21 protein-coding genes and 1 tRNA gene are annotated in these 16,343 nt (G+C 65.1%); 9 read left to right on the forward strand and 13 right to left on the reverse strand.

The annotated features are described in order from the left end of the window. Positions 1-41: 41 nt before the first annotated feature. From ACFQX9_RS19405 to ACFQX9_RS19425, 5 genes are all read left to right on the forward strand, one after another. Positions 42-1,379, forward strand: a complete 1,338-nt coding sequence (locus ACFQX9_RS19405; RefSeq protein WP_018458826.1) for a dihydroorotase — start codon at positions 42-44, stop codon at positions 1,377-1,379. Continuing rightward, positions 1,380-2,249, forward strand: a complete 870-nt coding sequence (locus ACFQX9_RS19410) for a sulfurtransferase (RefSeq protein WP_354263441.1) — start codon at positions 1,380-1,382, stop codon at positions 2,247-2,249. A 104-nt stretch (positions 2,250-2,353) separates the two neighbouring features. Next, on the forward strand, positions 2,354-3,058 hold the full coding sequence (locus ACFQX9_RS19415) for an RNA polymerase sigma factor (RefSeq protein WP_247338386.1): 705 nt from the start codon (positions 2,354-2,356) through the stop codon (positions 3,056-3,058). Positions 3,059-3,148: 90 nt separating this feature from the next. Beyond that, complete coding sequence (locus ACFQX9_RS19420) at positions 3,149-3,682, forward strand: DUF4142 domain-containing protein (protein WP_085352592.1); 534 nt, start codon at positions 3,149-3,151, stop codon at positions 3,680-3,682. A gap of 10 nt (positions 3,683-3,692) precedes the next feature. Next, positions 3,693-4,010 carry a cupredoxin domain-containing protein gene (locus ACFQX9_RS19425; RefSeq protein WP_018458822.1) on the forward strand — a complete coding sequence of 106 codons (318 nt, stop codon included), beginning with the start codon at positions 3,693-3,695 and terminating at the stop codon, positions 4,008-4,010. Positions 4,011-4,102: 92 nt separating this feature from the next. Here the strand turns inward: ACFQX9_RS19425 and ACFQX9_RS19430 are convergent, their stop codons facing one another. From ACFQX9_RS19430 to ACFQX9_RS19445, 4 genes are all read right to left on the reverse strand, one after another. Continuing rightward, positions 4,103-4,369: a hypothetical protein gene (locus tag ACFQX9_RS19430; RefSeq protein WP_007594892.1), complete on the reverse strand. Its 267-nt coding sequence runs from the start codon at positions 4,367-4,369 to the stop codon at positions 4,103-4,105. A 142-nt stretch (positions 4,370-4,511) separates the two neighbouring features. Beyond that, a complete protein-coding gene (locus ACFQX9_RS19435) occupies positions 4,512-4,889 on the reverse strand; it encodes a TIGR02301 family protein (protein WP_007607220.1) in 378 nt (125 codons plus the stop codon). Between the two features lie 47 nt (positions 4,890-4,936). Beyond that, complete coding sequence (locus ACFQX9_RS19440) at positions 4,937-5,371, reverse strand: NUDIX hydrolase (protein ID WP_085352591.1); 435 nt, start codon at positions 5,369-5,371, stop codon at positions 4,937-4,939. A gap of 18 nt (positions 5,372-5,389) precedes the next feature. Beyond that, positions 5,390-5,890, reverse strand: a complete 501-nt coding sequence (locus ACFQX9_RS19445) for a hypothetical protein (protein WP_085352590.1) — start codon at positions 5,888-5,890, stop codon at positions 5,390-5,392. Positions 5,891-5,953: 63 nt separating this feature from the next. On the opposite strand from ACFQX9_RS19445, the gene ACFQX9_RS19450 reads away from it, so the two are divergent. Further along, positions 5,954-6,709, forward strand: a complete 756-nt coding sequence (locus tag ACFQX9_RS19450; RefSeq protein WP_085352589.1) for an SOS response-associated peptidase — start codon at positions 5,954-5,956, stop codon at positions 6,707-6,709. 12 nt (positions 6,710-6,721) lie between these two features. On the opposite strand, the gene ACFQX9_RS19455 is transcribed toward ACFQX9_RS19450, so the two are convergent. From ACFQX9_RS19455 to ACFQX9_RS19480, 6 genes are all read right to left on the reverse strand, one after another. After that, positions 6,722-7,915, reverse strand: a complete 1,194-nt coding sequence (locus ACFQX9_RS19455; protein WP_377790116.1) for a CaiB/BaiF CoA transferase family protein — start codon at positions 7,913-7,915, stop codon at positions 6,722-6,724. Positions 7,916-7,951: 36 nt separating this feature from the next. Continuing rightward, positions 7,952-8,881: a glycine reductase gene (locus tag ACFQX9_RS19460; RefSeq protein ID WP_085352587.1), complete on the reverse strand. Its 930-nt coding sequence runs from the start codon at positions 8,879-8,881 to the stop codon at positions 7,952-7,954. Positions 8,882-9,157: 276 nt separating this feature from the next. After that, on the reverse strand, positions 9,158-9,739 hold the full coding sequence (locus ACFQX9_RS19465; RefSeq protein WP_085352586.1) for an NUDIX domain-containing protein: 582 nt from the start codon (positions 9,737-9,739) through the stop codon (positions 9,158-9,160). Positions 9,740-9,748: 9 nt separating this feature from the next. Further along, positions 9,749-10,192 (reverse strand): GNAT family acetyltransferase, encoded by a 444-nt coding sequence (locus tag ACFQX9_RS19470; RefSeq protein ID WP_085352585.1) that lies wholly within the window; start codon positions 10,190-10,192, stop codon positions 9,749-9,751. Then, positions 10,189-11,616 (reverse strand): FAD-binding oxidoreductase, encoded by a 1,428-nt coding sequence (locus ACFQX9_RS19475; RefSeq protein ID WP_085352584.1) that lies wholly within the window; start codon positions 11,614-11,616, stop codon positions 10,189-10,191. Before ACFQX9_RS19475 ends, ACFQX9_RS19470 begins: the two co-directional genes overlap by 4 nt. Positions 11,617-11,638: 22 nt before the next feature. Then, the gene (locus ACFQX9_RS19480; protein WP_247369281.1) at positions 11,639-12,628 is read right to left on the reverse strand and encodes an L-threonylcarbamoyladenylate synthase; all 990 of its coding nucleotides are present in this window, start codon (positions 12,626-12,628) and stop codon (positions 11,639-11,641) included. Between the two features lie 68 nt (positions 12,629-12,696). Between ACFQX9_RS19480 and ACFQX9_RS19485 the strand changes: the two genes are divergently transcribed. Next, positions 12,697-12,773 (forward strand) — tRNA-Pro (locus ACFQX9_RS19485). 198 nt (positions 12,774-12,971) lie between these two features. Here the strand turns inward: ACFQX9_RS19485 and ACFQX9_RS19490 are convergent. The 3 genes from ACFQX9_RS19490 to ACFQX9_RS19500 all read right to left on the reverse strand — a co-directional run bounded on the left by ACFQX9_RS19490 (position 12,972) and on the right by ACFQX9_RS19500 (position 14,084). Then, positions 12,972-13,298, reverse strand: coding sequence for a hypothetical protein (locus tag ACFQX9_RS19490; RefSeq protein WP_085352582.1), 327 nt, complete (start codon positions 13,296-13,298; stop codon positions 12,972-12,974). A 220-nt stretch (positions 13,299-13,518) separates the two neighbouring features. Further along, complete coding sequence (locus ACFQX9_RS19495; protein WP_377790120.1) at positions 13,519-13,743, reverse strand: hypothetical protein; 225 nt, start codon at positions 13,741-13,743, stop codon at positions 13,519-13,521. 161 nt (positions 13,744-13,904) lie between these two features. Further along, a complete protein-coding gene (locus tag ACFQX9_RS19500; protein ID WP_371258555.1) occupies positions 13,905-14,084 on the reverse strand; it encodes a hypothetical protein in 180 nt (59 codons plus the stop codon). Positions 14,085-14,342: 258 nt separating this feature from the next. On the opposite strand from ACFQX9_RS19500, the gene ACFQX9_RS19505 reads away from it, so the two are divergent. Together ACFQX9_RS19505 and ACFQX9_RS19510 are read left to right on the forward strand one after the other, a co-directional pair. Next, entirely contained in the window at positions 14,343-14,777 is a 435-nt protein-coding gene (locus tag ACFQX9_RS19505; RefSeq protein ID WP_018458810.1) for a hypothetical protein, read from the forward strand. Between the two features lie 233 nt (positions 14,778-15,010). Then, a complete protein-coding gene (locus ACFQX9_RS19510; RefSeq protein WP_085352581.1) occupies positions 15,011-15,970 on the forward strand; it encodes an N-carbamoyl-D-amino-acid hydrolase in 960 nt (319 codons plus the stop codon). Positions 15,971-16,343 lie beyond the last annotated feature (373 nt).

A 16,343-nucleotide genomic window follows, 5' to 3' on the forward strand; every position in this document is an offset into this window, starting at 1 on the left:
ACCTCAAGCCCCGCGCTTGGGGACGAGAGAGGCCTTCAGCCATGACCCAGCGTTTCGACGTGATCCTCAAGGGCGGCACTGTCGTCAACCAGGACGGCGAGGGGACCCGCGATGTCGGCGTCGTCAACGGTCGCATTGCCGAAATCGGCGCGCTGTCGCAGGCTTCCGCCGCGGAAGTGATCGACTGCAAGGGCCTGCACATCCTGCCCGGCGTGATGGATACGCAGGTGCATTTCCGCGAGCCCGGGCTGGAGCAGAAGGAAGACCTCGAGACCGGCTCGCGCAGCGCCGTAATGGGCGGCGTCACCGCCGTGTTCGAGATGCCAAACACCGCGCCGTTGACCGTGACGGAGGCCACCTTCACCGACAAGGTGAAGCGCGCCCATCACCGCATGCATTGCGACTTCGCCTTCTTCATCGGCGGCACCCGCGAGAATGTGCAGGACCTGCCGGTGCTGGAGCGTGCGCCCGGCTGCGCCGGCGTCAAGGTGTTCATCGGCTCCTCGACCGGCGCGCTCTTGGTGGAGGATGACGAAAGCCTGCGCCGCATCTTCCAGGTGATCCGGCGCCGCGCGGCGTTCCACGCCGAGGACGAATACCGCCTCAACGACCGCAAATCGCTGCGTATCGAGGGCGACACGCGCTCGCACCCGGTGTGGCGCGACGAGACCGCCGCGCTGATGGCGACGCAGCGGCTGGTGAAGCTCGCACACGAGACCGGCAAGCGCATCCACGTGCTGCATATCTCGACCAAGGAAGAGATCGAATTTTTGCGCGACCACAAGGACGTCGCCTCCTGCGAGGCGACGCCGCATCATCTCACGCTGGTTGCGCCCGAATGCTACGAGCGGCTCGGCACGCTGGCCCAGATGAACCCGCCGGTGCGCGGCGCCGATCACCGCGCCGGGATCTGGCGCGGCATCGAGCAGGGCATCATCGACGTGCTCGGCTCGGACCACGCCCCGCATACGCTGGAAGAGAAACAGAAGACCTATCCGGCCTCGCCCTCCGGCATGACCGGCGTGCAGACGCTGGTGCCGCTCATGCTCGACCACGTCAATGCGGGTCGGCTGTCGCTGGCGCGTTTCGTCGATCTCACCAGCGCCGGCCCCGCGCGCCTCTACAACATGGCCTGCAAGGGGCGGATCGCCGCCGGCTATGACGCCGACTTCACCGTCGTCGATCTCAAGCGCAGCGAGACCATCACCAACAAATGGGTCGCGTCCAAGGCCGGCTGGACCCCCTATGACGGGTTGCGCGTCACCGGCTGGCCCGTAGGCACCTTCATCCGCGGCCGCCGCGTGATGTGGCAGGGCGAGCTCGTGACGGCCGCGCAAGGTGAGCCGGTGCGGTTTCTGGAGACGCTGAGGGAGGAGTGAATGACCGAACCGACACCCCTCATCACCACCGAGCAACTTGCAGCCCAGCTCGGCGATCCCAACCTGCGCCTCTACGACTGCACGACCTACAACGAGCCGGTGCCGCCAGGCAGCGATGTGCCCTATCGCGCCGTGCCGGGCGATAAGACGTTCGAGGCCGGCCATATTCCGGGGGCCGATTTTCTCGACCTGCAAGGCGAGTTCTCCGACGCCTCTGCGCAGCAATTCTTCATGATGCCTGATGTGGCCCAGCTGGAGGCCGCCTTCGGCCGCCACGGCCTCGATGCATCCAAATCCGTCGTGCTCTACAGCATCGGCACCATGATGTGGTCGACGCGGTTCTGGTGGATGCTGCGCTCGCTCGGCGTTGAGGCGCGGGTGCTCGACGGTGGCCTCGACAAATGGAAGGACGAGGGACGGCCGGTCTTAACAGGCGCCCCGAAGGGCTATCCGGCCACGACCTTCAAGGCCACACCGCGCGCAGGCTTCTTCGTCGACAAGAATGCGGTCAAGGCACGGCTCGGAGATCCCGCGACTGTTATCGTCAACGCGCTCGGTCCCCAGTTTCATCGCGGCCTCGAGCCGAGCCGCTACGGGCGGCCCGGCCGCGTTCCCGGCAGCGTCAACGTATCAGCGGCAGCGCTCGTCAATGCGGACAAGACGCTGACGACGCTCGCCGATGCCGAGGCCAAATTCGACGCTGCAGGCGTCACCCGCGACAAGAATGTGATCCTGTATTGCGGCGGCGGCATCTCGGCGACGATCGACCTGCTGCTGCTGACGCAACTCGGCTACGACAAGCTGACGCTGTACGATGCCTCGATGGGGGAGTGGGCGAAGGATCCGGCGCTGCCGATCGAGACGGATTAGGACATTCCTTGGCCCCTCCCCACGGGAGGGACAGAAAGTTGGGAACCTTTCCCTTGGGGCGGCATCCAATGTCCGGAACGAAGCCAAACGAGCAGGTGACCGCCATGCCACGGATCGCAGCCGGCCTGTCCGCCGGCGCCAAGACTTCAGAAATCAGGACATTGGAAGCCGAACTGGTCGAGCGGGCGCGGGGCCGTGACGAGGCCGCGCTGCGCGAGATCATGCAGGCCAACAACCGCAGGCTCTATCGTCTGGCGCGCGGAATTCTGCGCAGCGACAGCGAAGCCGAGGATGTCGTTCAGGAAACCTATGTCCGCGCTTTCACCCATCTCGACGGATTCCGCGGCGAGTCCGGACTGTCGACGTGGCTGTCGCGCATCGCCATCAACGAGGCACTTGGCCGGGCGCGAAGCGCCAGGCCGCAGGTCGAGCTCGGCTCGGTGCCCGAAGCGACGCTCGAGGCGCAGATCATCAAATTTCCCGCTTCTCCCCCAGGCGATCCGGAAAGGACCATGGCCCAACGTGAAATCCAGCGCGTCGTCGAGCGCGCCATCGATGAATTACCGGATGTCTTCCGCATGGTCTTCGTCGCCCGCGTCATGGAAGGGATGAACATCGAGGAGACCGCCGAGCTGCTCGGCGTCAAGCCCGAGACCGTGAAGACGCGGCTGCACCGTGCGCGGACCATGCTGCGCGAGAACGTCGAAAAGGAGATCGGTCCGGTGGTGATGGATGCGTTCCCGTTCGCCGGGTGGCGCTGCGAGCGGCTGACCGTGTCAGTGCTGAAGCGGCTTGGCATCGGCGGCTGAATTTTTCGGGAACGTTTGCGCGAGAATTCCATCCAACGCCTGTGAAGCAACGCGCCGGCAAAACGTCCGGCACCACAGGAGTGTCAAACCATGTTCGTTCGTTGGACCACGGCGATCGCCGCTGCAATTTTGTTGTCGAGCCCCGCGCTGCTGCAAGGCGCCAGAGCAGCCGACAAGCTGACCGATCCGCAGATCGCCCACATCGCCTACACCGCGGGCGTGATCGACATCAACGCAGCCAAGCAGGCGCAGAAGAAAGCCAAGAACAAGGACGTGAAGGCGTTTGCCGAGGACATGCTGCGCGACCACGAGGCCGTCAACAAGCAGGCGCTCGCGCTGGTCAAGAAGCTGAACGTCACGCCTGAAGACAACGACACCAGCAAAGCGCTGTCAAAGCAGGCGAGCGAGAAGCTCGCCGAACTGGACAAGCTGAGCGGTGCGGCCTTCGACAAGGCCTATGTCGCGAACGAGGTCGCCTACCACAAGACGGTCAACGGCGCGCTGGAAACCCAGCTCATTCCGTCCGCCAGCAATGCCGAACTGAAGAGCCTGCTGCAGACCGGCCTGAAAATCTTCCAGGGCCATCAGCAGCACGCCGAGCACGTCGCGGCGGAGCTGAAATAGGGAGGCGATGATGCTGGGACGATTGTCCGCGATCGCGACAGCGGTCCTGCTCGTGGCGGTGGCCGTCCCGGCGCACGCTGCGACCATCGAGATCACGATGGAGAATCTCGAAGTGTCGCCGAAAGACGCTTCGGCCAAGGTCGGCGACACCATTGAATGGATCAACAAGGACGTCTTCGTCCACACCGCGACAGCCAGGAACGGCGATTTCGACGTCAACCTGCCGGCGAAAAAATCAGGGACGTTGGTTCTGAAGAAGGCGGGCACGATCGATTATTACTGTCGCTTTCATCCCAACATGAAAGCGACGCTCAAGATCGAGCCGTAACGGGCTGGGAGCGTATTCCCGACCGTAGCGGAAGCTGGCCCCGCCTACGTGGCGGGGTCATTTTCGGCAAGGCTTACTGCCTGGAGAAAGACTTACTGTCTGGAAATGTCGACCGAGAATTCGCCGTTGCGGATGCGGCCGGGAAAGCCTTCGACGAACTTCGCCACCGCGTCCTCGCCATAGGTGCCGACGAGCTCGGCAAGGGCCGCAAACAGGCTCGCCTGCGCCAGGCAGTCGCCGTCGACGCCATCATGGCGCGCTTCGGCCCAGGCCTCGTTGAGATAACTCAGTGCGGCCTGCTTCTGCTCGTGATCGGGCAGCGGCGCGCGTGCGGGAGCGTAGGACACTGGATGGCTCATGAAACTCGTCGGGGCTGGAGCGCAATCCACGGCGATGCGCTGTGCGAGAGGTGTAGCACGCACGTTAACGCCCGCTAGGCCACATCTTTAGGAACGGTTAACGGCTGTGTACAAAGTCGATGACAGGGTTCCCGCCGCTGTCTCAGTTCGCGTAACGCGCCGTGAGATCGCGCGAGATCTTGGCGCCTTCCTCGATATAGCGGCGGATCGCCACCGTCGCGGCCGGCGTGCAGCTCCGGTAGGTCTGCTGAAAACCGTTATAGCCGCGGTTGAAGCCGGCGATCATGCGGGTGCGGCGTTCGCCGGCGGGGGTTTCGGCATCGATCAGCGCCTGCATCTCGCTGCGCCATTTGTTGCCCTCGTTGGACCCGCAGATGCCGCGCAGATAGTGCAGCCCGCCGAGGATCTCCGCCAGTCGCTGCAAATCGCCGTCAAACGGCGCTGCCCCGTCCTGAGCCCTCGTGGGCACCGAGGCGCAGGCGAGAATCAGGGCAAAAATGGCCAGAAATCGCGTCGACATCGGCCGGGTGTATGCCTCCTCGGGGCGATAGACGCAAGGCGGGGCCGTCAGGGGCCCATCAGCCGGTGAGCGGACTGGATGACCTCTTCCAGCCCGCCGGTCAGCTTGAGGTCGCCAAGGCTCGCCAGAGCCTTTGGGGCGATCCAGCGATAGTCGTCGAGCTCGTCGTTGAGAACCGGCTCCCGGGCCACCCAGCGGGCGGCAAAGGACATGATCAGGTAGTGGCCGGCGCCGGCCGCGGCCGGCAGCACTTCGCGCCAGCCCGCGAGGCCAATGATTTCGATATCTAGCCCGGTCTCCTCGTCGATCTCGCGCGCCAGCGCCTGGTGCAGCGATTCGCCGAACTCGACCCGGCCGCCCGGCAGCGAATAGAACCCCTTTGCCGGCGAGCGTGCGCGACGGGTCAGAAGCACCTTGCCGTCACGAAAAATCGCGGCACTGACCGCGATCTGGGGACGGGTGGGCTGAACGATCGCAGCCATGACTTCACCTGCTCGGGCTCAGTTCGCCATGATGTTGTCGACGTCGGCTTCCGCGCCGCCATTGATGATGCCGCCGCAGGCCGCGATCAGCGGCTTGACCCAGTGGGCGGCCTGCTCGGCGAGGCGAACGCGGGTCGTGTCCTTCTCGACCTCGCGCATGGCCGAGCCGACCGCCGTCAGGATCGAGGTCATGGTGTCGGTGAGGTGGTCGAACTGGGCGCGCACGTTCGGGTCGGCCTTTTCATAGGCCTCGATCGCCAGATCCCGGGCCTTGAAGTTCGAGGCGGTGAAATGCTCGGCATAGGACAGCGGCGACCAGGTCAGAAAATCTTCCGCGCATTCCGGCATGTCGGGGACCATTTCCAGCAGCATCACGGCTTCATTGAAATGGTTGAGATAGTCGGTGGCAAGCCCGGTCCGCGGGTTGATGTTGGCCACGCGCAGCCGCTCGGCCCAGGCTGCAGCCTCGGGCCCCGTCTGTCCATGCATTCGCGCCGGCTGGGAGACCGTTGAGCTCATCTGCCGCAGTGTTAACGTTCGGGGTTAAAAGGACCTGAACGGACCCTATATAGGCCCTCAAGGATGTGTGGACGCTTCGTCATAACTTCGGCCCCCGCGGCTTTGCGGCAACTGTTCGGCTACATTGAGCAGCCGAACTTCCCGCCCCGGTTCAATGTGGCCCCGACACAACCGATTCCGGTCGTGCTGGCCGAGAACGGCGCGCGCCATTTTCGCCTGATGCGCTGGGGTTTGCTGCCGGGTTGGGTCAAGGATCCCAAGGGATTTTCGCTCCTGATCAATGCCCGTTCCGAGACCGTGCTGGAGAAGCCCGCTTTCAAGAACGCGATTCGCCGGCGCCGCGGCCTGATTCCGGCCGACGGCTATTACGAATGGAAGGCGGAGGGTGGGCGCAAGCAGCCGTTCTTCATCCATCGCGCCGGCGGCGCGCCGCTCGGCTTTGCAGCGGTGTTCGAGACCTGGGTCGGGCCGAACGGCGAGGAGCTCGACACGGTCGCGATCGTCACGGCGGCGGCGAGCGAGGATCTCGCCACGCTCCATGATCGCGTGCCCGTCACCATCAGCCCGCGCGATTTCGAGCGCTGGCTCGACAGCCGCAGCGATGACCTCGATGCGGTGTTGCCGCTGATGACCGCCCCGCGCATCGGCGAATTCGCCTGGCACCCGGTCTCCACCCGCGTCAACCGCGTCGCCAATGACGACGACCAGTTGCTCCTGCCGATCAGCGCGGAGGACATGGAGGCGGAGGCGCCGAAGAAGAAGGTGGTGCGGAAAGCGGCGGCCGGGCCGGCTGATGACGGGCAGGGGTCGTTGTTTTAAGCGGCTTCGCCCTTACACGATCTCCCGCGCCCGTAGTGCTGCGATCTCCGCTGCGTCAAATCCCAGCTCGCCCAGCAGCGCATCCGTATCCGCGCCGAGCTCCGGCGCCATCCGGTCGAGCCTGCCGCCGCCATGCGCGAGCTTGAATCCGCTGCCGGCGAAACGAAGCCGGCCGTAGGGCGTATCGAGTTCCTGGATCGCGCCGCGCGCCTTGATCTGCGGATGGTCGATGACTTCCTCGACCTTCCAGATGCTGGCGCAGGGCGCGCCGGCGTCTTCCAGAATGGTCTCCCATTCGCGCGCAGGCCTTGCCGCGAGCGCCTCTTCGATGATGGCGCGCAGCGCCGGCTCGTTCTCGTTGCGCGCAAACCAGTCGGCAAAGCGCGGATCGCTGAGCGTGTCCTCGCGGCCGAGCGCAGACATCAGTGCGCGATATTGCTTCTCGTTGTTGACGGCGAGCAGGATGTGACCGTCGCCGCATCTAAACAAATTCGCCGTGGTCCTGCGGCTGACGGCCTGATTCCCCGACAGCTGCTGGCGATGGCCCGCGACCGACCAGTCCGCGATCTGCCCCGACAGGAACGCCATCGTCGCCTCCAGCATGGAGACGTCGATGAGCTGGCCCTTGCCGGTGCGGTCGCGCTGGTAAAGCGCGCTCGACACGCCGAACGCAGCGGTGGCGCCCGACAGCACGTCGCACACCGCAAAGCCGGCGCGGGTCGGCCCAGTCTCGGGATGACCCGTGATCGCCATGATGCCGGACAGCGCCTGCATCTTGCCGTCATAGCCGGGGCGCAGCCGGTCCGGACCGGTCTGGCCGAAGCCGGACACCGCGCAGTAGATCAGCTTCGGATTGATCGCGGACAGCGCCTCGTAGCCGATGCCGAGCTTGTCCATCACGCCGGGGCGGAAATTCTCCATGACGACGTCGACTTGCGCGGCGAGCTTCTTCACGATCGCGATCGCATCGGGCTTTTGCAGGTCGAGCGTCAGGCTGCGCTTGTTGCCGTTGATGGCCTGGAACGCGGGCGCGAGCCCGCGCTCCGCCCATTCGCGTGACAGCGGCGTGCGGCGCATGTCCTCGCCCTCGCGCCGCTCGACCTTGATGACGTCGGCGCCCAGCAGCGCGAGCTGGTAGCTCGCATAGGGGCCGGCCAGCACTTGCGTGAAGTCCAGGATCTTCACGCCCTCGAACGGTCGCGTCACGTCGCTCTCCCTGTTTGTTTTGGTTGTCGGAGGACGTCAGGCCGCGCGATTGCCGCGCGCGATCTCCTTCTGCTTGTCAAATTCGGCACGGCGGCGCGCCAGCTCTTCGGCTGAGAGCTGCGCGACGTTGTTGTAGTCGAGCTTCCAGGAAGCGTCCTCGCTCCAGCGCAGCGGCGACTGCATCGTGGTCTGCGGGCCGCTCGCGGTCTCCAGCAGTCTGAGCGCCAGCTCGAGCGTCTGCGCCTGCGAGGCGATGTCGTGCGGCTTGCCGGCGGAATTGCCGAGCGGGAAATCCGAGAACAGGAAGCGCGGCACGGCGGCGTGCTCGATGATGTCCTTGGCGCAGCCCATGATCACGGTCGGAATGCCGTTCGCCTCGAGATGCCGGGCCACCAGCGCTGTGGTCTGGTGGCAGACCGGACAGTTCGGCACCAGCACGGCGACATCGACCTTGTCGGCAAGGCAGCGCGCCAGAATTTCCGGCGCGTCGGTGTCGAGGGTGACGCGATGACTGCGGTTGGTCGGCGCGCCGAAGAAGCGCGGCGCCACCTCGCCGATGCGCTCCGCCGCGCTCGCCTTCAAGAGTTGCGGCAGCGGAAACCAGGTGCCGTTGTCGGTGGCCGTGGTGTGCTTGCGGTCGTAGCCGATATGCGAGATGCGAAGGTCGTGGGGCTTCGCCGTGTCGCCCTCATAGACCTGGTAGAATTTCGCGCCGCCATTATACGCCGCGCTCGGTCCCTGGTCGCCCTTGGTGGGGTCGTATGGCGCGGCGGTCGTGATGATGGTGACGCTTGATTGCGACAACGGCTTCTTTAGCGGCTGGAACGGCGCCTCGGTGTAGTGAGCCCAGCGATACGCCGTGGTGTAGCCAATCGCGGCGTAATAGTCCCGCGTGCGCTGCATATAGGGAACGGGGGCGTCATAGTCGGGCGCAAAGCCGAATTCGTCGTCGCGCGAAGCGGACATGGGGCGCGTCTCCTGGTTCTTGTTGGCGACAGACTAGAGATAGTCGGGGGTGAGCTCAACGGGGGGCGGGGCAATGCAGGTCAGAATTGCACTGATAGAGCCAGGTCCGCTTTTTCCCCTCTCCCCTTGCGGGCGAGGGTGGCTCGCCGCGAAGCGGCGAGACGGGTGAGGGGTCTCTCGCGTGTTCAACTGCATGAGATGCGCGCGCGGACAGAAACCCCTCATCCGCCGCTTCGCGCCACCTTCTCCTGCAAGGGGAGAAGGAAGGAAGACAACCTACCGAAACACATGCAGCGCCACATGCTGCAGCAGCATGATCGCCTTGGCGTCGATGATACGCCCGTCCGCGATCATCGCCAGCGCCTCGTCAATGCCGAGCTCCAGCACCTCGATGTCCTCGCCTTCGTGTTCGAGGCCGCCGCCGTCGCTGACCCGCATCTCCGGCTCGTACTCGGCGACGAAGAAATGCAGCTTCTCGGTGATGGCGCCGGGGCTCATAAACGCTTCGAACACCTTGTGGACGTGGTGCAGGCGATAGCCGGTTTCCTCCTCGGCCTCGGCGCGGATGCGCACCTCGGGCGAGGCGTCGTCGAGCACCCCGGCGGCGGCTTCGATCAGGAGATCGTCGTAACCGCGGATGAAGGCCGGCAAGCGGAATTGCTTCACCAGGATCACCGTGCGCCGCGCTCGGTTGTAGGGCAGCACGGCGGCGGCGTTGTCGCGCTCATAGGTCTCGCGGTGCTGCGTCTGCCATTCGCCATTGGCGCGCCGGTACTCGAACGTGGTGGTCTTGAGGGGGGTCCAGCCGTCCGAGAGCACGCGGACGTCCTTGATGCGAACGCGGTCGGATATGGTCATGCTTCGATCTCAGTTGCTTGGCGTTGTGGTGCGGCCGTCGATCCACTTCTGGAACATCACCGAGGTCGATTCCTCGAAACCCAGCGACTGGTAGAACGCATTGGCCTGCTCATTGCCGCGCCGGACCAGCAGCTGGAGCTTCAAAATTCCAGCCGCGCGCAGCCAGTCTTCGGCCGCGGCCATGATCACTCGGCCGTAGCCACGCTTCTGGCTATCCGGATCGACCGCAACGTAATAGACCCAGCCGCGATGGCCGTCATGGCCCACCATGACGGTGGCGACGATGGCGCCGTTGTCGCGGCCGAGCAGGATGGTGGAATTGTCGCGCCGTCGCGCCAGCGCGATGTCGGCATGCGGATCGTTCCACGGCCGCGTCAGCCCGCAGCGCTGCCACAGCGCGACCACGGGCTCGACATCGGCCTCGGTGATCGCGTCGATCTTGAGCCCACTCACAGCACTTTTCCCGGGTTCATGATTCCAAGCGGATCGAGCATCGCCTTGAGCTGTCGCATCAACTCAATTGCGGTCTTGTCCTTCACGTCGGGCAACTCGTCGCGCTTGAGCACGCCGATGCCGTGCTCCGCCGAGATCGAGCCGCCCATACGCAGCACGATGGCGAACACGACCGCGTTCATCTCGTGCCAGCGCGCCAGATAGTCCGCGGTGTTGGCGCCGATGGGCTGGCTGACATTGTAGTGCAGATTGCCGTCGCCGAGATGGCCGAACGGCACCGGCCGCGCGCCGGGAATCAGCTTCACCACGGCTTCATTGGCCTCGGCGATGAAGGCCGGCACGGTGGCCACCGGCACGGAGATGTCGTGCTTGATCGAGCCGCCCTCCGGCTTTTGTGCTGACGACATTTCGTCGCGCAGCTTCCAGAAGCCGGCGCGCTGGGTCAGATTGGCCGCGATCACCGCGTCGTCGACGATCTCGTCCTCCATGGCGCGGCCAAGGATCGTTTCCAGCGGCGTCCGGGCGTCATCGCCGGGCGACGACAATTCCATCAGCACGTACCAGGCATGCTTTTGCGCGAGCGGATCGCGCACGTCGATGCCGTGGCGGATCGAGAAATCGACCGCCATCTCCGAGAGCAGCTCGAAGCTCGTCAGCGCATTGGCGGCCTCGCTTTGCGCGATCGCCAGCAGCTTCAGCGCGGCGTCCGGCGACTTCAGCCCGACGAAGGCGGTCTCGATCGACCGCGGCTTCGGAAACAGCTTCAGCGTCGCCGCCGTGATGATGCCGAGCGTGCCTTCGGCGCCGATGAACAGGTTGTGCAGATTGTAGCCGGTGTTGTCCTTCTTCAGCTTCGACAGCACGTTGAGCACGCGACCGTCCGCCAGCACCACCTCGAGCCCCAGCGCCATCTCGCGCGCGACGCCATAGGCCAGCGCGGCCGTGCCGCCGGCATTGGTCGAGAGATTGCCGCCGATGGTGCAGCTGCCCTCCGCCCCCAGCGACAGCGGAAACAGCCGGTCCACGTCCGCGGCCTTCTGCTGCGCGATCTGCAGCACGACGCCGGCCTCGCAGGTCATAGTGTTGGAGGCGGTGTCGATCTCGCGGATCTTGTCGAGCCGGCGCAGCGACACCACCACCTCGCCATTGTGCGGGGTCTGGCCGCCGACGAGCCCGGTGTTGCCGCCCTGTGGCACCAGCGCGATCTTGTGCTCGGAGGCGAGCTTGCAGATTGCGGCGACTTGCGCGGTCGAGCCCGGGCGCAGCACCAGCGGCGAGCGGCCGTGGAATAGATTGCGCTCTTCGGTGACGTAGGCCTCGATGTCGGCTACATCGGTGATGGCGTGCCTCTCGCCGACGATCTTGCGGAATTGTTCGATCAGCTCGGGCGCAAGCGGAGGGGTGGCGGGATGATTAATGTTCATTGTCTTGTCTCTTGCTTCGCTCTTATCGCGCCACAGCCGCCCGGCGCAGCCGGTCGTTGATCGCTTCGCCCAGATCCTCTTCGGGGATCGCCATCACGGCGATCGCCCGCGGCCCCCCAGCATCGAGGGCGCGAAGATAGCCGAACAGATTGGCGGCGGCTTCATCGAGATCGCCGGTGGGCGACAAATTCATGACGGCGACGGCGGCCTCCAGACCAGGCAGGCGCGCCGGGCCGAACGCCAGCAGCGCTTCGCCCGGCGCGACGTCCAGCGCATTGAGCCGCACATGGGCGTGTGGCGCGTAATGCGAGGCCAGCATGCCCGGCGCCAGCGGCTGGCTGTCTTCGCTGTCGGTCTCCGCGGGCAGTCGCGCCAGCGCTGCACCAAGCACGGCCTCGATCCGCTCGCGAGACAGCCCGCCGGGCCGCAGCAGCATCGGCGCCGCAAAACAGCCGACGATCGTCGATTCGACGCCGACCGTAACAGGCCCGCCGTCGACGATCAGGTCGATCCGCCCCGCAAGGTCGCTCTCGACATGGGCCGCCAGCGTCGGCGAGACGTGGCCGGAGATGTTGGCGGACGGCGCCACCACCGCCCCGCCAAAGGCGCGCAGGATCGCCTGCGCCACCGGATGGGCCGGAATGCGGATCGCGACCGTGTCGAGGCCCGCGGTGGCAAGCTCGGCCACCGGGCAGTTTTCCGTCTTCGGCACCACCAGCGTCAGCGGCCCCGGCCAGAACGCCTCCGCAAGGCGCAAGGCGCAGGCGTCGAATCGTCCGATCCTGCGCGCGGCCGCGAGGTCGGCGACATGCGCGATCAGCGGATTGAAGGCCGGCCGCCCCTTGGCGGCGTAAAGATGGGCGATGGCACTGGCATTTCCGGCGTCCGCCCCGAGCCCGTAGACCGTCTCGGTCGGGAACGCGACCAGCCCGCCGGCTGCCAATGTCCGGGCGGCAGCTTCCGCGCCGGCCTCGCCGGCCGGTAAAATCAGCGTTTCAAGACCCGTTTTCACAGGGATAAGATTCCTCAGCTCGGCCGCTTGCGGTGCGCCAAACCCGACGCTATAAGCCGGCCTCTTGTCGGAGTGTGGCTCAGCCCGGTAGAGCACTGCGTTCGGGACGCAGGGGTCGCAGGTTCGAATCCTGCCACTCCGACCATTCTTCCAAAAGGCGACGTTTTTCTAGAGGCTCGTTCCCAAGCTTGGCGGACCAGCCGCCGGCGCCCGGGAGCGTCTTCTTGCAACGATTTTCAGGGCGGGTCCACGGCCGATTTGGCCGGACAGGGCGGTCTGTCGCGGTGGCATGGCTCGGCATTTCCTGTTTCGATAACTCGGCGTTGTAAGCTAGGTCAGAGGACTACCGCCTCGCCACCAGCACGCCGACCATAAACGCAATCATCAGCGCCGGCAGCGGCGCCTCACGCACCATGCCGCGAACGACGTGGGTCCAGTGCTGCTCCGGGACGAGGTTCGGAGACCTGATCTCCGGCGTTGGCGTGATGCCCCATTCGGAGGCGAGTTCGGCAATCTCGCTTGAGGCAAGCCGGACGCCGTCGCGGACGCGGAAGATGGCGGCATCCGCGCGCTCGCGCGGCGCAAGCAACATCATCGTCGTGACGGCCGTACGCAGGGTCATCTCGCCGTAGCCTTGCAGCCTGACCGATTCCTCGGGGTCGGACGTCATCGAAAATACCTCACAGCGCCAAATGCCTTACAAAGCGAAGTGGCGCGCGATGGTGAATGCCATCGTCGCGCACAGGACCAGCGTAGATACCGCGCCGGCCACGCCGCGCGCGAGATCGGCCCGCGTCAGGTGCCTGGTCATGATTTTGCTCCATGCTCGGCATGGCAATGGCGAGGAGGCGGCGTTGGTTCCTGCGCGACGGGCGAATCGCGAACGCCGGCTATTTCCGCAGGAGCTCGCTCAGCGCCGCCGTCGCCTCGGCGCAGCGGATGTCGTCGATCTCGCGCGACAGGCTGAGCGCAGTCGATCTGAGCTCTTCGACCTTCCAGCTCTCGGGGTGCTGAGTCTCGAGTTGACCGAGCCGCTTGTTCAGATCGTCCAATCTGGTTTGCAACTGTTCGACGCTGGCGGCCCCATTCACCACCCAGAGTCTTTGCGCACGCATCGTCGTTCCCCTGCTCGTCTCACGGCGTTGTGAGAGGGGTTCGTGGCCGCAATGGGAGTTTCTTTTGTCCGGCTTCAGACGGACGGGAACCGTTGCAGATCGGCAACGGGAGTTCCTTCGCGTTAACCTGGGTGCGACGGGAGCCAATCGCCGTCGCCGCATTAGGCCGCGCGCGGCCGCTCCGTCGATCGCTTTTCGAGGCGGCTTTCGAGAATCGCGATGCTCACCCGGATATTGTCGCGCCGGGCCCGCAGGTTCTGCGCTAGCATGGGGTAGGCGAGGTTTTGGGGATCGGAGATTCCGGCCTTCCGTTCTTCCTCCAGAATGTCGGCGTCGATCATTTGCAAGCGCCAACGCAGATCGGAGATCAATGCGTGGAGCTGTGTCGGCATGGTCGCTTCGAAACGGGACGTCGGGTGCATGATCGCCTCACGATGAGACAGACCCACTGCGGGTCTGAGGGATTTGACTCCCGTGCAGCAAGCGGAATGCCAGTGGGCGGCTGAGCGTCTCCCACGATTGCTCGACAGCGCACCGGAACGATTGCCACTCTTTCCCGTTGCTGCAGGGGCCTCGACAACGAGGCGATCGAGGGACCCATGCCGCTCATCCGCTATTTCGTCTTCACCGGCGGCGCTCTGCTCGCCCTCCTTTTCCTCGCCGACCGGTACATGACCGCCCCCGTGAGCGCCGCCGCGCCGGCCGAGCCAGATCGGTCGATTGTGCGCGTTCATTCCGCGCAAACCTGGCCTGAGAAGATCGTCCTCGACACCAGCGTACGGCAAATATCGCTGTCCAAAGCCGAGTCGGTTCCGCCGACTCCCGCGCCTGCCGTCGCCGACGCGCTTCCCACGCAGGAGAGGCCCCGCCAAGCTTTTGCAATGGTGGCGCAGCCTGATGCGACGCCGAAGCAAGCAGCTCGGACCGTTTCGAACAAGCGCAGTGCGGAGAGGCACCGTCGACGCCAGCCCTCGCGCATGGCGGCGCGCGATCAGACGATGTTCTTCAACGAACCTGCATCGGCGGGTTGGTAAGTCGGGCTCCGTGAGATGCATCTTCCCCCCGGTAGGCGTGTAGCTGCCTATGCGCGATCGCCTGAGCAGCACGAGCGGAGGTTTGCGAGATTATCTGTTCTCGGTACTTTCCACGCGACGGTCGGGCTGCCTCTCGGTTGGGCACCGTGCCGGACAGCGAGGCTGTGCGCGCGGCGCATCGCGCGATAGTCTCTGCCGCGACCTGACCCAGGAAGCGGACGAGGGAAAGATTCGTGACGAGATTTGTGACGATCGCGGCCGGCCAGCTTGGCCCTATCGCGCGAACCGAGACCAGAACCGCGGTCGTGGCGCGCCTGATGGCCCTGATGCGCCAGGCGCACGCCAACGGCTGCGACCTGATCGTCTATCCCGAGCTCGCGCTGACCACGTTCTTTCCGCGCTGGTATTTCGAGGATCAGACGGAGATCGACAGCTTCTTCGAGCGCGAGATGCCAGGGCCGGAGACGAGAGCCTTGTTCGATCTCGCGCGCGAAACTGGTATCGGATTTTACCTTGGCTATGCCGAGCTGACGGTCGAGGCCGGAATTGTGAGGCGCTACAATACCTCCATCCTGGTCGAGAAGAGTGGCGCCATCGTCGCCAGATATCGCAAGGTTCATCTGCCCGGGCATGCCGAGCATGAGCCCTGGCGCGAATTCCAGCATCTGGAAAAGCGCTATTTCGATCCAGGCGATGGCTTTGGCGTGACCGAGGCCTTTGGCGGCGTGATGGGGATGGCGATCTGCAATGACCGCCGCTGGAGCGAGACCTACCGGGTGATGGGCCTGCAGGGCGTCGAGATGGTGATGATCGGCTACAACACGCCGGTGCACAATCCGCCGGCGCCCGAGCATGACGATCTCTCGCTGTTTCACAATCATCTGGTGATGCAGGCTGGCGCCTACCAGAACGGCACCTTTGTGGTGGGCGTCGCCAAGGCCGGTGTCGAGGAGGGCGTCGACCACATCGGCGGTAGCTGCGTCATCGCGCCCTCCGGCGAGATCATCGCGCGATGCACGACCAAGGGCGACGAGATCGCGCTCGCCCGTTGCGATCTCGATCTCTGCAACTCCTACAAGCGCACCACTTTCAATTTCGACGTTCACCGTCAGCCGCACGCCTACGGGATGATTGTCGAACGGAAGGGAGTGACACTCATGGCGGACGGAACGCCGGTGCGAACGAAGCGGTGAGCTCTCGTAGCCCGGGTGAGCGCAGCGACACCCGGGACCGCTGTCGCTTGTGGCAAGACCCCGGATGTCGCTTCGCTCATCCGGGCTACGGGACCTTGCTGTGTCGCCCCCGTGTCAATCCGCTCTCACAAAAATATTCCGCTTTACCGAAATTCGGTTTTAGCGTATGTGTCGCGCATCCCGGCTCATCCTTGAGGGGCGATCTTGTGGTCGTCATGTTCGCGAGCCGGGCTTGCGGTGGACGCGGCAGCGTTCGGGTGCGAGAGGCTAAGGGCAGGGCGGATTGCTCTCCGTGAGCCCAAGGCTGCGTTCCGACGAGCGGCGCTGCTAGGCTTCGTCTCGTCTGTAAGTTTCCGGCTCCGTCGACAGGGCT

The sequence above is a fragment of the Bradyrhizobium sp. GCM10028915 genome, from assembly GCF_042666195.1.
Taxonomy (GTDB): Bacteria; Pseudomonadota; Alphaproteobacteria; order Rhizobiales; family Xanthobacteraceae; genus Bradyrhizobium; species Bradyrhizobium canariense_D.

Bases quoted from the DNA above. Each gene is read 5' to 3' on its own strand.
- ACFQX9_RS19505 (WP_018458810.1), top strand. From the start codon at position 14,343: ATGCCGCTCATCCGCTATTTCGTCTTCACCGGCGGCGCTCTGCTCGCC.
- ACFQX9_RS19435 (WP_007607220.1), bottom strand. From the start codon at position 4,889: ATGTCGACGCGATTTCTGGCCATTTTTGCCCTGATTCTCGCCTGCGCC.
- ACFQX9_RS19410 (WP_354263441.1), top strand. From the start codon at position 1,380: ATGACCGAACCGACACCCCTCATCACCACCGAGCAACTTGCAGCCCAG.
- ACFQX9_RS19450 (WP_085352589.1), top strand. From the start codon at position 5,954: ATGTGTGGACGCTTCGTCATAACTTCGGCCCCCGCGGCTTTGCGGCAA.
- ACFQX9_RS19475 (WP_085352584.1), bottom strand. From the start codon at position 11,616: ATGAACATTAATCATCCCGCCACCCCTCCGCTTGCGCCCGAGCTGATC.
- ACFQX9_RS19430 (WP_007594892.1), bottom strand. From the start codon at position 4,369: ATGAGCCATCCAGTGTCCTACGCTCCCGCACGCGCGCCGCTGCCCGAT.
- ACFQX9_RS19445 (WP_085352590.1), bottom strand. From the start codon at position 5,890: ATGAGCTCAACGGTCTCCCAGCCGGCGCGAATGCATGGACAGACGGGG.
- ACFQX9_RS19460 (WP_085352587.1), bottom strand. From the start codon at position 8,881: ATGTCCGCTTCGCGCGACGACGAATTCGGCTTTGCGCCCGACTATGAC.
- ACFQX9_RS19465 (WP_085352586.1), bottom strand. From the start codon at position 9,739: ATGACCATATCCGACCGCGTTCGCATCAAGGACGTCCGCGTGCTCTCG.
- ACFQX9_RS19425 (WP_018458822.1), top strand. From the start codon at position 3,693: ATGCTGGGACGATTGTCCGCGATCGCGACAGCGGTCCTGCTCGTGGCG.
- ACFQX9_RS19490 (WP_085352582.1), bottom strand. From the start codon at position 13,298: ATGACGTCCGACCCCGAGGAATCGGTCAGGCTGCAAGGCTACGGCGAG.
- ACFQX9_RS19415 (WP_247338386.1), top strand. From the start codon at position 2,354: ATGCCACGGATCGCAGCCGGCCTGTCCGCCGGCGCCAAGACTTCAGAA.
- ACFQX9_RS19500 (WP_371258555.1), bottom strand. From the start codon at position 14,084: ATGATCGACGCCGACATTCTGGAGGAAGAACGGAAGGCCGGAATCTCC.
- ACFQX9_RS19495 (WP_377790120.1), bottom strand. From the start codon at position 13,743: ATGCGTGCGCAAAGACTCTGGGTGGTGAATGGGGCCGCCAGCGTCGAA.
- ACFQX9_RS19440 (WP_085352591.1), bottom strand. From the start codon at position 5,371: ATGGCTGCGATCGTTCAGCCCACCCGTCCCCAGATCGCGGTCAGTGCC.
- ACFQX9_RS19405 (WP_018458826.1), top strand. From the start codon at position 42: ATGACCCAGCGTTTCGACGTGATCCTCAAGGGCGGCACTGTCGTCAAC.
- ACFQX9_RS19420 (WP_085352592.1), top strand. From the start codon at position 3,149: ATGTTCGTTCGTTGGACCACGGCGATCGCCGCTGCAATTTTGTTGTCG.